Origin of the sequence: Halomonas heilongjiangensis, from assembly GCF_002879645.1 — a bacterium.
Classification (GTDB): domain Bacteria; phylum Pseudomonadota; class Gammaproteobacteria; order Pseudomonadales; family Halomonadaceae; genus Halomonas; species Halomonas heilongjiangensis.
Map to the genome: position 1 here is coordinate 24,116 of NZ_PNRE01000026.1, position 13,474 is coordinate 37,589.

The window sequence follows — 13,474 nt, forward strand, 5'->3', positions numbered from 1 at the left end:
TATCGGCAATTGTGGCGTGGCTTTAAACCCTGTCGGGCTCGCTTCGGGCTTCGGGCTTCGGGCTTCGGGCTTCGGGCTTCGGGCTCGTGGCTCGTGGCTCGTGGCTAGGCAAGCGTCTGCGGGTCGATATCCAGCGACCAGCGCACCCGGCGGGCTTCCGGCGTGGCCTCGAGCCAGGCGACCAGGCCGGCGCCGGCCTCGTGCAGCATGCTGCGTCGCGAGCTGGCGAGCATCAGCTGCAGGTGGTAGCGGTTCTGGCGACGCTCCATGGGCGCGGGCACCGGGCCCAGGCAGTCCACCGCCAGGCCCCGCTCGCCGAGCCAGCTCCTCAGGGCGTCGGCGGCCTGGCCGCCGAGGGCGTTCACCGCCTCTTCCCGGGGGCTCTCGAGGCGCAGCAGGGCGAGGAAGCGGAAGGGCGGCAGGCCGGCGGCCCGCCGTTCCTCCAGCAACTGGTCGGCCAGGGCGGCGTAGCCCTGCTCGGCCAGCCGTCGCAGGTGCGGGTCGTCGCCGTGCAGGGTCTGCACCAGCACCCGGCCGGGGTGGGCGGCACGCCCGGCGCGCCCGGCCACCTGCACCAGCAGCTGGGCGCTCTGCTCCAGGGCGCGGAAGTCGCTGGCGTAGAGGCCGGCGTCGGCGTTGACCACCACCACCAGGGTGACATGGGGCAGGTGGTGTCCCTTGGCCAGCATCTGGGTGCCGACCAGCAGGCAGGGCTCGCCGCGGCGTACCTCGGTGAGCACACGCTCGAAGGCGTCGCGACGCCGGGTGCTGTCGCGGTCGATGCGGTATACCGGCACCTCGGGGAACAGCGCCGCCAGGGTCTCCTCGGTGCGTTCGGTGCCGCTGCCCAGGGGGCGCAGGTCGCCGCTGCCGCAACTGGGGCAGACGTCGGGCAGGGCGCGGCGTCGGTCGCAGTGGTGGCAGGCGAGGAGTGGCGGCTGGCGGTGCAGGGTCATGCGGGCATCGCAGTGATCGCACTCGGCGAGCCAGCCGCAGGCATGACAGGCCAGGGTGGGGGCGAAGCCGCGGCGGTTGATGAACACCAGCACCTGGTGGCCGGCGGTGAGCGTCTCGCGGATGGCCTCGATCACCGGCGGGATGAGCCCGCCCTGGCGACGGCGACCGCGCAGGTCGACCAGTTCGAGGCGAGCCGGGGCGTGGCGGCTGGCACGGCGAGTCAGCCGCAGGTGGCGCCAGTCGCCGCTGTGGGCCCTGGCCAGGCTCTCCAGCGATGGGGTGGCACTGCCCAGCACCACGGGGATGCCGTGGTGGTGAGCGCGGGCCACGGCGAGGTCGCGGGCGTGGTAGCGCAGGCCGTCCTGCTGCTTGAAGGAGCCGTCGTGTTCCTCGTCGACGATGATCGCCCCGGGTCGGGCCAGCGGGGTGAAGATCGCCGAACGGGTGCCGATGACGATGGGCGCGCGGCCGCTGGCGGCGGCCTCCCAGGCATCGAGGCGCTCGTTGTCGGTGAGCCCCGAGTGCAGCGCCACCACCGGCACCCGGAAGCGGCTCCGGAAGCGGGCCAGGGTCTGGGGGGTGAGGCCGATCTCGGGCACCAGGACCAGGGCCTGGCGGCCACGGCCCACCACCGCCTCGATCAGCTGCAGGTAGACCTCGGTCTTGCCGCTGCCCGTGACCCCCTCGAGCAGGCAGGGGTGGTAGGCGTCGAGGCGCTCGTGGAGCGCCGCGAGGGCCGTGGCCTGCTCGCTGTTGAGCGGCAGGGGGGGCTCGGCGAGCAGTGGCTCCCCGGCCTTCCAGGGCGCGGTGAGCGGTTCCTCCCGGCGGCCGATCAGGCCCTTGTCGGCCAGGGCGCGGAGCTGCTCGCGGGTGAACGACTGGGCGAGGATCGCCTGGGTGCCGAGGCCGTGGGGGTGCTGGCGCAGCATCGCCAGCAGCTCGGCCTGGCGGGGTGCGCGGGCGAGCCCCGGCGGATCGGTTTCCAGGCCGGCGGGGGTGGGCTGCCAGCGCTCGCGGGTGCGGGCCTCCAAGGGGCGACCCTGGCGCAGCAGTACCGGCATGGCCTGGTGCAGGGTGTCGCCCAGGGCGTGCTGATAATACCGGGCGGTGAAGCGGCACAGCCACAGCCAGTCGGCGGGCAGCGGCGTTCCGTCCAGGCAAGTGTCCACCGGCTTGAGATCGGCCAGCGGTAGCTCGCTGCCATCGCGGCACTCGACCACCACGCCCACCAGTTGGCGGCGGCCGAAGGGCACCCGCACGCGCAGCCCGGGCTGCCAGCCGCCGGGCGGCGCCTCCCGGCAGGGGCGATAGTCGAACAGGCGGCGCAGTGGCGAGGGGATGGCGATGCCCAGCACGCGGGGCGTGTTCGGGCGGGGGGGATTGGACAATTGGCCTCCGGCGTCGGCTCTGCTAGAATGCCCCGCCTCCACGAACACCTCGGGTGCACGTGGCGGCAAAACCGGTTTGTACGTCGACAGAAACCCGTATGCGGTGCCTGGCAGCGGATCAGGTGGCGGCATACAGCTCCATGAGGCTCAAGATGAAACAAGGTATCCACCCGGATTACAAGACGGTCACCGCGACCTGTTCCTGCGGCGCCACCTTCGAGGTCGGCTCCACCGTGGGTCAAGACCTGTCCCTGGACGTCTGCTCGCAGTGCCACCCCTTCTACACCGGCAAGCAGAAGCAGGCGACTACCGGCGGTCGCGTCGAGCGTTTCAACAAGCGTTTCGGTGCCGCCATCAAGCGGGGCTGATCACGGCCCCGTCACGGTTTCGCCCCGTCGAGGCCGACCGTCGAAACGACCCGCCCCTCGAGGCGGGTCTTTTCTTGCCTGCCGCTTCGTGAGCGCGCCGATAAGCCATGCTTCATGGTTGGTCGCGTCAGATGTAAAGTTGCAACAAATGCCTGGAAATGGCGTCAAACGAGCGTACAAAAGGTGGGAAAGTCACTCTGTTGAGGTGTGGAAGATTTTTCTATATTCTGGCTGCCCTCCATAATCATCTGACCGGATCGAGAGCATGACAGACGCAAGAAAGGCGGCGCTGGACTACCACGCGAAACCCATTCCCGGAAAGCTGTCGGTGGAACTGACCAAGCCCACCGCCACGGCGCGGGATCTGTCCCTGGCCTACAGCCCGGGCGTGGCCGAGCCTGTCCGCGAGATTGCGCGCGATCCGGAGAATGCCTACCTCTATACCGGCAAGGGCAACCTGGTGGCGGTGATATCCGATGGCAGCGCCATCCTCGGCCTGGGCAATCTCGGGCCGCTGGCGAGCAAGCCGGTGATGGAGGGCAAGGGCGTGCTGTTCAAGCGCTTTGCCGGTATCAACTCGGTGGACATCGAGGTCAACGCCGAGAGCCCCCAGGCGTTCATCGACACCGTGGCGCGTATCGCCGATACCTGGGGCGGCATCAACCTCGAGGACATCAAGGCGCCGGAGTGCTTCGAGATCGAGCAGGCGCTGATCGAGCAGTGCAACATTCCGGTCTTCCATGACGACCAGCACGGCACCGCCATCGTCACCGCGGCGGGCATGCTCAATGCCCTGGAGATCGCCGGCAAGTCGCTGGACAGCGCGCGCATCGTCTGCCTGGGCGCCGGTGCCGCGGCGATCGCCTGCATGAAGTTGTTGGTCTCCTGCGGGGCGCACCCCGAGAACATCGTGATGCTCGACCGCAAGGGCGTGATCCACACCGGGCGCGAGGATCTCAACCAGTACAAGGCGATGTTCGCCGTCGACACCGACAAGCGCACCCTGGGTGACGCCATCGACGGCGCCGACGTGTTCGTCGGCCTGTCCGGTCCGGGGCTGATGACCGCCGACCATATCCGCAAGATGGCCCCGACCCCGGTGGTCTTCGCCTGTACCAACCCGGACCCCGAGATCGATCCCGAGCTGGCCCGCGAGACGCGCCCCGACGTGATCATGGCCACCGGTCGCTCCGACTACCCCAACCAGGTCAACAACGTGCTGGGCTTCCCGTTCATCTTCCGCGGTGCCCTGGACGTCCGGGCGACCCGCATCAACGAGGAGATGAAGGTGGCGGCCGTGCATGCGCTCAAGGACCTGGCCCGCGAGCCGGTGCCCCAGGCGGTGCTGGAGGCCTACGAGCAGGAGAGCATGAGCTTCGGGCCCGAGTACATCATTCCGACCCCCGTGGACGTGCGCCTGCTCGAGCGTATCTCCTCGGCGGTGGCTCAGGCGGCGGTGGATTCCGGGGTGGCGCGCAAGCCCTATCCCTCCCACTACCCGCTGGCCACCGTGGATGATGTCTATGGTGGCTGACCGCCGCCAGACCCGCGACACGACGACGCCGGCCCGAGGGCCGGCGTCGTCGTCTGTGGCTGCCGAGCCCGCGGGAGCTACCAGCTATAGAGCAGCGAGGCGCTGGTGGTGTGGTCGGTGCGGGCCATGGCGGCCTCGGGGGGCTGGGAGTTGCGCTTGACCTCGTGGGAGAGCTTCAGTGCCAGACGCGAGTTGAGACGGGCGGTGAGCGATGACAACGAACGAGAGGTGGTGTTGTCGTCGGTGGCCTCCACCGAGAGCTCCTGTGTCAGGGACGAGGTATCGGTGAGCTCGTACTCGTAGGCCATGGCGCCATAGGCCACCGCCAGCGTCTCGTTCGGCTCGTCCTGGATGCGGTCGTGGCGGAAGCCCGGACCGGCCTCCAGCGAGAGTCGCTGGCGCTCGCTCTCGATCAGGTCGCGACCATAGCCGGCGATGGTGGTGAACTGCTGGTCGTAGCCGCTGAAGCGGTCCTTTTCCCAACGGGCGAAGCCGAACAGGTAGTGAGGGCCCTCGAGCTCGTAGCGCTCGCGTCCGGCGAGCAGGTACTGCTCGGCATCGGTGTCGCCGTCGCGGGCGACGTTGCGCGCCTCACCGCGCAGGGTGTGGGTCCACTTGCCGTTGAGCCAGGTCAGGCGGCCCTTGCCGATCAGGGTCTGGCTGTCGGTGTTGCCGGAAAGCCGGGTATAGCCCAGCTCGGCCTCGCCGCTGAAGGTCTTGGCATCCTCGGCAGGGGCCGGTGGGGCATAGAAGGGGCTGGCCTGCACGCTGCCGGTGGCCGCCAGCAGGCCGCACAGGGCCCACCAGGTGGGCCTGGAGCGGCTCGTCGCGAAATGCGGCATGTCGGTCTCCATGGGTTGCCGATTGTCGGGGCCGCCGCCGAAGGCGGCACTCGCGGTTGGCAGATGAAACGGGCGGCCTCCCTGCCGCCTGGAGCCTGTCTTCAGAAGATGGCCTCATAGGCCCCGGTGCCCTGCGATCCGCTGCGCTGTTCCACCTCGCGGTCGACGCGCCGCGACTGATAGTCGGGCAAATGGTCGGGGTGGAAGATCTCGCTGATGCCACCCGTCTCACCATCGAGCAGGCGTCGGCCGGTCTGCGGGTCGACGCGGGCGGTCACGAGGTCGGAGGGCGGCGTGGGCATCGCCTCGGAGCGGCCCTCGAGGGCATCGCGCATGAAGTCGATCCAGATCGGCAGGGCGGCATTGCCGCCGTACTCGGCGATGGTCTCGTTGTCGTCCTTGCCCACCCAGACGGTGGCCACCAGGTCGCTGTTGTAGCCGGCGAACCAGGCGTCACGGTAGCCGTTGGTGGTGCCGGTCTTGCCGACGAGATCGTTGCGCTCCAGCTCCATGGCGGCACGGCCGGTGCCGCTCTCGATCACGTCGCGCAGCATGTCGCGCAGGATGTAGACGGCGGTGGGGTCGGCCACGCGCGGCGCCACCGGGTGGCGGCGACCGTCGACCTCGACCTCGCGCTGGCCGTCGCGGCACTCGCGGCAGGCGATCGTCGGCAGCGCCTCGTCGAGTACATTGCTGTCGTCGCCACGGGTGATGCGCTCGATGAACCAAGGGGAGACCTGGAAGCCGCCGTTGGCCAGCACCGCGTAGGCATTGGTCATCTCCAGCGGCGTCAGGTCGGCGCTGCCCAGTGCCAGCGACAGCCCATTGGGCAGGCGGCCCTCGGCGAAGCCGAAGCCCTTGAGAAAGTCGAGGGTGGCATCCATCCCGACCTGCTGCAGCACGCGGATGGTGACCAGGTTGCGCGAGCGCGCCAGGGCTACCCGCAGTCGGGTGGGGCCGAGGAAGTCACGACTGGAATTGACCGGGCGCCACAGCTCGTTGCTGCCGTCCTCCATCACCACCGGGGCGTCGTTGACCACGCTGGCGGCGGTCATCAGGCCGCTGTCGAGGGCGGCCAGGTAGACGAAGGGCTTGAAGATCGAGCCGGATTGGCGCTGGGCCTGCACCGCGCGGTTGAACTTGCTGGCGCTATAGCTGAAGCCGCCCTGCAGCGCCAGGATGGCGCCGGTGTCGGGTTCCATCACCACCAGCGAGCCCTCGGCATCGGGGCGCTGGGAGAGGCGATGGCTGCCGTCTTCCCGGGCGAGGATGCGCACCAGGTCGCCGGGCTCGGCGATCTCGGCGGCGGAGCCCGGCTCGGGACCGCGGCTCCTGGGGCTGAGATAGGGGCGGGCCCAGCTCAGGCTCTCCCAGTCGAGGGTGTGCAGTTCGCCGCCGCGTGCCATGACCTGCATCTCGCGGCCCTCGCTCGTCACCACGATGGCCGCCTGCAGCGGGCCGAAACCGGGGGTACGCTCGAGCACCTGCAGCCAGTTGCTGACATCGCCGTCGATGCCCTCGACCTCGGTCTGGCTGCGTTCGGCGGCACGGCGAGCGGTCTGCATCACCTCGGGCGACTCGGACAGTTCCTCCTCGAGTCCCTGGCGCTCGGTACGGTCCTGGGCCTCCACCAGGCTCGGTGGGATATCGCGCTCCTCGGGACCGCGCCAGCCGTGGCGGGTATCGTAGGCGATCAGGCCATCGGCCAGGGCGCGGCGGGCGTGGGGCTGGAGCTCGCTGTCGAGGGTGGTGTGAATGCGATAGCCGCCGGTGTAGGCCTCCTCGCCGAAGCGCTCGATGGCGAACTGACGGGCCATTTCGGCGACGTACTCGGCATCGACCTCGGGCCGGGTGATGTGGCGGCGGGCGGTGATCGGTGCCTGCACCGCCTCGTCGTAGGCCGACTGGTCAATATGGCCCAGCTCGCGCATGCGGAACAGGATCCAGTTGCGGCGGATCAGCGAGCGCTCGGGGTTGGCGAGCGGGTTGAAGGAGGAGGGCGCCTTGGGCAGGCCGGCGATCATCGCCTTCTCGGCCAGGGTCAGCTCACCGAGCGGGCGGTTGTAGTAGGTCTCGGATGCCGCGGCGATGCCGTAGGCGCGATGACCGAGGAAGATCTTGTTGACATAGAGCTCGAGGATCTCCTCCTTGGAGAGGATCTGCTCCATCTGCAGGGCCAGCAGGATCTCGCGAATCTTGCGGGTGAAGGTGCGGTCAAGGGTCAGCAGGTAGTTGCGGGCCACCTGCATGGTAATGGTGGAGCCGCCGGACTGGATGTCGCCGCCGCTGGAGACCAGTTCGAGAGCGGCCCGCGCCAGGCCACGGGGGTCGACGCCGCGGTGCTCGAAGAACCCCGAGTCCTCGGCGGCCAGCAGGGCCCGGATCATCTCCGGCGGAATCTCGCCGAACTCCACGGGCATGCGCCGCTCATCGCCGAACTCGCCGATCAGCTTGCCGTCACGGGTGAAGATGCGCAGTGGCGTATGCAGCTCGAAATCCTGCAGCTGTCGGACATCGGGCAGTCCCGGGGCAAAATAGAGGGCGGCACCCACCACGCCCAGGACCGTGGCAGCGGTGAGCGATACCAGCAACCACGCGGCCGAAAGGATCAGGGTTCTGAGAAACTTCATGAAATCGCGGTATCCGTGATGAGTACAGGAGTGGTCTGGCGGCGATATAGGGAATTTTCCTTTGCGCCGCCATTATAAGAAGCCGGGCGGGTTGCCACCAGCGTTGACGTTTCGCGACAGGGTTTGCAGTGTGAGGGTTGGCAATATCATGTAACCTCTTATTACAGGACGGAGTATGATTTCCGTAGCCCATTCTTCTCACGCCGAGGGATGGAACACCATAATGAGCGGCAAGCCGCATGGATCAGGCAGGGGCATGACCTAGATGCGACTCAGAGCATCCGGCAAGGGACTGATCGGTGTCGATATCACGTCGGCTACCGTCAAGCTACTCGAACTCAAGCGAACTGGTGCCCACTATCAGGTCGACAGCTACGCCGTCCGCCCCCTGCGCGAGGGGGCGGTGGTCGAGCGACGGATCCGTGACATGGGCGAAGTGGTCGACGCCCTCGCGCGCGCGGTCCAGCAAGCCCGACCGTCCTCTCGCCGGGCCGCGGTGGCGGTGCCGGCCAGCGCGGCGATCACCAAGACCCTGACCCTGCCCGCCTCCCTCAACGACGATGAGATCGAGGCGCGCATCCAACTCGATTCAGACAAGCATATCCCCTTTCCGTTCAGCGAAGTTGCCTTCGATTTCCAGCGCCTGGGTCTCAATGCCCGCTACGGCGACCAGCAGGACGTCCTGCTGGTCGCTTGCCGCCAGCAGGACGTCAGCCAGCTGACCGACGCCCTGCTGCAGGCCGGCCTGACCCCCGAGGCGGTGGATGTGGAGAGCTTCGCCATGGAGCGGGCCTACACCGAGCTGCGCCACCAGCTGCCGGCCACCACCGGCGAGGAGGATTGCGTGGCCCTGGTGGACATCGGTGCCACCATGAATGCCTTCCACGTGCTGCGCGAAGGGCGCATCGTCTATACCCGCGACACCGTCTTCGGCGGTCGCCAGCTCACCGAAGAGATCCGCAGCCGCTACGGGTTGAGCCTGGAGGAGGCGGGGTTGGCCAAGAAGCGCGGAGGCCTGCCCGAGGATTACCAGCGCGGCGTGCTCGACCCCTTCCTCGACACCCTAGTGCAGCAGGTCGGTCGCTCGCTGCAGCTCTACTACACCGCCGGGCGCAAGCACGAGGTACGGCGCATGGTGCTGGCCGGCGGTTCCTGCGTGATTCCCGGCCTGGCCGAGCGCCTGGGCCAGGAGAGCGGCATGGAGGTGGTGATCGCCAACCCCCTCCAGCGCATGAAGGTCAATACCCGCATCGACGTGCAGACCCTGGCCGGTGACGCCCCGGCTATGCTCACGGCCTGCGGCCTGGCGATGAGGTCCTGCTCATGACCATCGAGATCAATCTGCTGCCCTGGCGGGAGGAGGTGCGCGCCCGGCGCAGCAGGCGTTTCTTCCTGGCGCTGGGGGTGATGGCGGTGCTGGGGCTCGGTGGCGGCTACGGCATGACCTGGCACTACGAGCAGCAGTTCGATGCCCAGCAGCAGCGCAATGCCCACATCCAGGCCCAGAGCCGGCAGCTCGACACCGGGATCCGCGAGATCAGCGAGCTGGAGGCGATCCGCGAGCGCATGCTCGAACAGGTCCAGATCTTCACCGGCCTGCAGATGGGGCGCACCCAGACCGTCCATGTGTTCAGCGATCTCGCCACCAGCCTGGTCGACGGGGTGCACTACACCCAACTCTCGCGTCAGCAGGAGAGCCTGCGCCTGGTTGGCCTGGCCGCGAGCAATCGGCAGGTCTCCGACCAGTTGCGCGCCCTGGCCGCCGCCGACACCTTCGCGGTGCCGGTGCTCTCCGAGGTCGAGGCCGAGGGCGGCGGTGAGCGTCGCCGTTTCAGCCTGAGCATGAGCCAGCGCATGGCGGACGGGGTTCCGGCCGAGAACGCACGGGAGGTGCCATGAGCCTCAGGGGGGAGCTGCGTCGGTTGCGCGAGCTGGACTGGCGCGAACTGGACATCAAGGAAGCCGGCAGCTGGCCCTGGTCGCTGCAGGTGATCTGTTGCCTGCTGGTCCTGGGGCTGACCTTCGCCGGCATGCACTGGTACCTGGCGGCGCCCAAGGCCGAGGCGCTGGACAGGGTGCGGGCCGAGGAGCGCCAGCTGCTGCGGGACTACCAGAGCAAGGCCTCCCAGGCCGCCAACCTGCCCGTGATGCGTGAACAGATGGCCGACCTCGAGGCACGCATGGCGACGCTGCGTGAGATGTTGCCCAGCGGTGCCGAGATACCGTCGCTGATCGACAGCATCAGCGAAACGGCCATCGACAACCAGTTGATCATCGACTTCATCCGCCTGCGCAGTCCGGTGCCGCAGGAGTATTACATCGAGCAGCCCTTCGATATCCAGGTCCAGGGCGACTATCACCGGATAGCGTCCTTCCTCGCCGGGGTCGCCGGGTTGCCGCGCATCGTCACCCAGCACGACTTCACCCTGGCGCCCGCCGAGGGGGGCAGCGGCCAGCGGCTGCGCTTGTCGATGCTCGCCCGGACCTACAGCTATCGGCCGAGCGAGGAGGAGGCGCCATGATCGCAGCGCTCAGGATGTTCGGCCCCGCCGTCGGGCTGCTGGTGCTGCTGGCCGGCTGTGCGGACCCCGAGCTGGGGACCCTCGACCGCGATCTCGCGGCGATCCGCAACGACCCTGGCCAGGTGCCGCGGGTGGAGCTGCCCGAGATTCCCGAGTACGAGGCGGTGCCCTATGGCGAGGCCGACCGGCGCAGCCCCTTCGTCGCCCGGCTGCCGGAGGCGGAGCAGCCTCCCCAGGGCTCCGAGGACCTGGCGCCTGACCTGGCCCGGCCCCGGGAGCCACTGGAGGCCTTCGGGCTCGGCGAGCTCGACCTGGTGGGCACCCTGCAGGTGGGCGGGCAGCCCTCCGCCCTGGTGCGCTCACCCGATGGCCAGGTGCATCGCCTGCGGGTCGGCAACCACCTGGGGAGCGATTTCGGGCGCATCGTCAGCATCACGGACACCTCGGTCCAGCTGGTCGAAGTGGTGCCGACGGGGCGAGGCGGCTGGCTCGAGCGCAGCACGCAACTGTCGCTGGATGACTGACAGGGCTTGAAGAACCGACAACAGGGGTGTCGTCGCGCCGCGCAGGGGGCGGGCGACACTGCAGCGGGGGAAGGGAACGATGACACAGATGATGCGCGGACTCGCGACACTGGTGCTGCTGGTGGCCTCCTCGGCGGCCCTGGCGGCCTCCACCCTGGACGAGCTGGATTTTCGCCAGGGCAGTGGCGGCGAGCTGGAGGTGGACCTGGGGTTCGGCGGCCCGGTGCCCGAGGTGCGTGGCTACCGGCTCGACGACCCCGCCCGGCTGACCATCGACCTGATGGACACCTCGAGCCGGCTCGACCAGCGCCGCTTCGACCTCGGCATCGGTGGGGTCGAGCGGGTCACCGCCCTGGAAGCCGGCTCCCGGACCCGGCTGGTCTTCGACCTGTCGGGGCCGCTGCCCTACAACACCACACAGCAGGGCGATCGGCTGCGGCTCTCGATCGGCGGCGGGGTCGCCAGCCAGGTTGCCGAGGCCTCGCCGGCGGCGACGCCGGGCAGGGCGCCGTCTCCGGCCCCGGCCAGTGCCGGTGATCCCGCTGTCGAGAACATCGACTTTCGCCGTGGTGACGGTGGGGCCGGACGGCTGATCGTCACCTTCGACCGTGCCGGTGTCGATGCCCGGGTGCGGGAAACCGGCCGCAACCGCATCACCGCCGAGCTGCGCGGCGTCGCGCTGCCCGATTCGCTGAACCAGGTCTATGACGTCAGCGACTTCGGCACCCCGCTGCGGCGGGTCACGCCCCGGGCCGGTCGCGACGGCGTGACCCTGGACATCGAGGGCAGCGGCGAGTTCGCCATGGTCGCCACCCAGAGCGGCCGCCAGCTGACCATCGAGGCGCAGCCGGTGACCCAGGCGGAGCGCGAGCAGCGCGTCCGCGATCAGTTTGCCTATACCGGCGAACGCATCACCCTGAACTTCCAGGACATCGAGGTGCGCTCGGTGCTGGCGATCATCGCCGACTTCACCGGACTCAACCTGGTGGCCAGCGACAGCGTCACCGGGCGTGTGACCCTCAATCTCCAGGAGGTGCCCTGGGACCAGGCGCTGGACCTGGTGCTCAAGAGCCACGGCCTGGCCAGTCGCCAGGAGGGCAACGTCATCGTGGTGGCGCCGGCGTCGGAGCTCGCCGATATCGAGCGCCAGCAGATCGAGGCGCGCAGCCAGATGGAGACCCTGGCACCGCTGACCTCGGAGTATGTCCAGGTGCGCTATGCCAAGGCGGACGACCTGGCGCGGTTGCTGCGCGGCGGCGAGGGGTTCGGCCTGCTCTCCGAGCGCGGTCGGGTGGCCGTCGACCAGCGCACCAACACCCTGCTGATCCAGGATACCGCCGAGCAGATCGACGAGATCCTGCGCACCCTCGACCGCCTCGATGTGGCGGTGCGTCAGGTGCAGATCGAGGCACGCATCGTCATCGCCCGTGACGGCGTCACCCAGGAACTGGGGGTCAACTGGGGGCTCTCGCGCGAAGGCAGTCGGTTCCGCATGGGGGGAGCGGCCAGCGGCGAGAATCCCCAGCAGATCTGGTTCGATCCGGTAGAGGATGAGCTCGTTCGCCGGGAGCGTGGTGGCCTGGCGGTGGATCTCGGCGGCGATGGCCGCGACCCGCTCACCTCCTTTGCCTTCGGCTACCTGTCCGGCGATATCCTGCTCGATCTCGAGCTGCGCGCGCTGGAGAGCGAGAACAAGAGCCAGACCATCTCCCAGCCGCGGGTGATCACCGCCAACCAGCGCACCGCGGTGATCAAGCAGGGGCAGGAGATTCCCTACCAGGAGGCGACCTCCAGCGGGGCGACCAATGTGCAGTTCAAGGAGGCGGTGCTGTCGCTGGAGGTGACGCCGCAGATCACCCCGGACAACCGCATCATCATGGACCTGGTGATCAACAACGACACCATCGCCGATCAGGTGTTCGGCGGGGTGCCGGCCATCGACACCAACCAGATCGAGACCCAGGTGCTGGTGGACAACGGCGAGACCGTCGTATTGGGTGGTATACTCACCACCGAGGAGTTGACCCGGCTGGCCAAGACGCCGTTCTTCGGCGACCTGCCGGTACTGGGGCGGCTTTTCCGATACAATGAGAGCAGTAACCAGAAAGTGGAGTTGTTGGTCTTCATCACTCCCAGAATCCTGGAGGACGGCCTGGCCATTCGCTGATGCTGGACTTACCCAACCTGATACTGATCGGCCCCATGGGGGCCGGCAAGAGCACCATCGGCCGCCTGCTGGCGGCCGAACTGTCACGCGAGTTCCTCGACAGCGACCACGAGATCCAGGCGCGCTGCGGCGCGGACATCCCCTGGATCTTCGACGTCGAGGGCGAGGCGGGGTTTCGCGATCGCGAAACCCAGATGATCGACGAACTGACCCGCCTCGAGGGCGTGGTCATCGCCACCGGTGGCGGGGCGGTGCTGCGCGAGGAGAATCGCCGCGCCCTGCGTGAGCGTGGCACCGTGATCTACCTGTTCACCACCGTGGAGCAGCAGCTCAGGCGCACCGCCAAGGACCGCAACCGGCCGCTGCTGCAGCGTGGTGACCGTGAGGAGGTGCTGCGCGAGATGTTCGCCCTGCGCGACCCGCTCTACCGCGCCACCGCGGATGTCATCGTGCGTACCGATCGCCGCGGCCCGCGGGCCGTGGTCAACGAGATCGTGCGGCGCGTCACGCGCCTGGTCGATCCCCTGCAATGCAAGGCCTGA

General features: G+C 68.6%; 11 protein-coding genes. 8 read left to right on the top strand and 3 right to left on the bottom strand.

The genetic code is table 11. The features are described from left to right. Nucleotides 1-104: 104 nt before the first annotated feature. Nucleotides 105-2,477 carry a primosomal protein N' gene (locus tag C1H66_RS06120; protein ID WP_102627020.1) on the bottom strand — a complete coding sequence of 791 codons (2,373 nt, stop codon included), beginning with the start codon at nt 2,475-2,477 and terminating at the stop codon, nt 105-107. Between the two features lie 20 nt (nt 2,478-2,497). Between C1H66_RS06120 and rpmE the strand changes: the two genes are divergently transcribed. Beyond that, nucleotides 2,498-2,713, top strand: a complete 216-nt coding sequence (gene rpmE / locus C1H66_RS06125) for a 50S ribosomal protein L31 (protein WP_102627021.1) — start codon at nt 2,498-2,500, stop codon at nt 2,711-2,713. A 265-nt stretch (nt 2,714-2,978) separates the two neighbouring features. Then, complete coding sequence (locus tag C1H66_RS06130; RefSeq protein ID WP_102627022.1) at nt 2,979-4,247, top strand: malic enzyme-like NAD(P)-binding protein; 1,269 nt, start codon at nt 2,979-2,981, stop codon at nt 4,245-4,247. Nucleotides 4,248-4,324: 77 nt separating this feature from the next. Here the strand turns inward: C1H66_RS06130 and C1H66_RS06135 are convergent, their stop codons facing one another. After that, complete coding sequence (locus C1H66_RS06135; RefSeq protein ID WP_102627023.1) at nt 4,325-5,089, bottom strand: DUF481 domain-containing protein; 765 nt, start codon at nt 5,087-5,089, stop codon at nt 4,325-4,327. 101 nt (nt 5,090-5,190) lie between these two features. Then, on the bottom strand, nt 5,191-7,719 hold the full coding sequence (locus tag C1H66_RS06140; RefSeq protein WP_102627024.1) for a penicillin-binding protein 1A: 2,529 nt from the start codon (nt 7,717-7,719) through the stop codon (nt 5,191-5,193). A 265-nt stretch (nt 7,720-7,984) separates the two neighbouring features. On the opposite strand from C1H66_RS06140, the gene pilM reads away from it, so the two are divergent. The 6 genes from pilM (at nt 7,985) to aroK (ending at nt 13,474) form a co-directional block, all read left to right on the top strand. After that, nucleotides 7,985-9,046, top strand: coding sequence for a type IV pilus assembly protein PilM (pilM, locus tag C1H66_RS06145; RefSeq protein ID WP_102627025.1), 1,062 nt, complete (start codon nt 7,985-7,987; stop codon nt 9,044-9,046). Then, a complete protein-coding gene (locus tag C1H66_RS06150; RefSeq protein ID WP_102627026.1) occupies nt 9,043-9,618 on the top strand; it encodes a PilN domain-containing protein in 576 nt (191 codons plus the stop codon). The genes pilM and C1H66_RS06150 overlap by 4 nt, the downstream gene beginning before the upstream one ends. Further along, nucleotides 9,615-10,241 (top strand): type IV pilus inner membrane component PilO, encoded by a 627-nt coding sequence (locus C1H66_RS06155; protein WP_102627027.1) that lies wholly within the window; start codon nt 9,615-9,617, stop codon nt 10,239-10,241. The genes C1H66_RS06150 and C1H66_RS06155 overlap by 4 nt, the downstream gene beginning before the upstream one ends. Continuing rightward, nucleotides 10,238-10,765: a pilus assembly protein PilP gene (locus C1H66_RS06160; protein WP_240618224.1), complete on the top strand. Its 528-nt coding sequence runs from the start codon at nt 10,238-10,240 to the stop codon at nt 10,763-10,765. The genes C1H66_RS06155 and C1H66_RS06160 overlap by 4 nt, the downstream gene beginning before the upstream one ends. A gap of 79 nt (nt 10,766-10,844) precedes the next feature. Further along, on the top strand, nt 10,845-12,932 hold the full coding sequence (locus tag C1H66_RS06165) for a type IV pilus secretin PilQ (protein ID WP_170064106.1): 2,088 nt from the start codon (nt 10,845-10,847) through the stop codon (nt 12,930-12,932). Next, nucleotides 12,932-13,474 carry a shikimate kinase AroK gene (gene aroK, locus C1H66_RS06170; RefSeq protein ID WP_102627028.1) on the top strand — a complete coding sequence of 181 codons (543 nt, stop codon included), beginning with the start codon at nt 12,932-12,934 and terminating at the stop codon, nt 13,472-13,474. Before C1H66_RS06165 ends, aroK begins: the two co-directional genes overlap by 1 nt.

Coding starts and splice junctions, on each gene's coding strand:
- C1H66_RS06120 (WP_102627020.1), bottom strand. CDS start 2,477: ATGCCGCCACCTGATCCGCTGCCAGGCACCGCATACGGGTTTCTGTCG.
- rpmE (WP_102627021.1), top strand. CDS start 2,498: ATGAAACAAGGTATCCACCCGGATTACAAGACGGTCACCGCGACCTGT.
- C1H66_RS06130 (WP_102627022.1), top strand. CDS start 2,979: ATGACAGACGCAAGAAAGGCGGCGCTGGACTACCACGCGAAACCCATT.
- C1H66_RS06135 (WP_102627023.1), bottom strand. CDS start 5,089: ATGCCGCATTTCGCGACGAGCCGCTCCAGGCCCACCTGGTGGGCCCTG.
- C1H66_RS06140 (WP_102627024.1), bottom strand. CDS start 7,719: ATGAAGTTTCTCAGAACCCTGATCCTTTCGGCCGCGTGGTTGCTGGTA.
- pilM (WP_102627025.1), top strand. CDS start 7,985: ATGCGACTCAGAGCATCCGGCAAGGGACTGATCGGTGTCGATATCACG.
- C1H66_RS06150 (WP_102627026.1), top strand. CDS start 9,043: ATGACCATCGAGATCAATCTGCTGCCCTGGCGGGAGGAGGTGCGCGCC.
- C1H66_RS06155 (WP_102627027.1), top strand. CDS start 9,615: ATGAGCCTCAGGGGGGAGCTGCGTCGGTTGCGCGAGCTGGACTGGCGC.
- C1H66_RS06160 (WP_240618224.1), top strand. CDS start 10,238: ATGATCGCAGCGCTCAGGATGTTCGGCCCCGCCGTCGGGCTGCTGGTG.
- C1H66_RS06165 (WP_170064106.1), top strand. CDS start 10,845: ATGACACAGATGATGCGCGGACTCGCGACACTGGTGCTGCTGGTGGCC.
- aroK (WP_102627028.1), top strand. CDS start 12,932: ATGCTGGACTTACCCAACCTGATACTGATCGGCCCCATGGGGGCCGGC.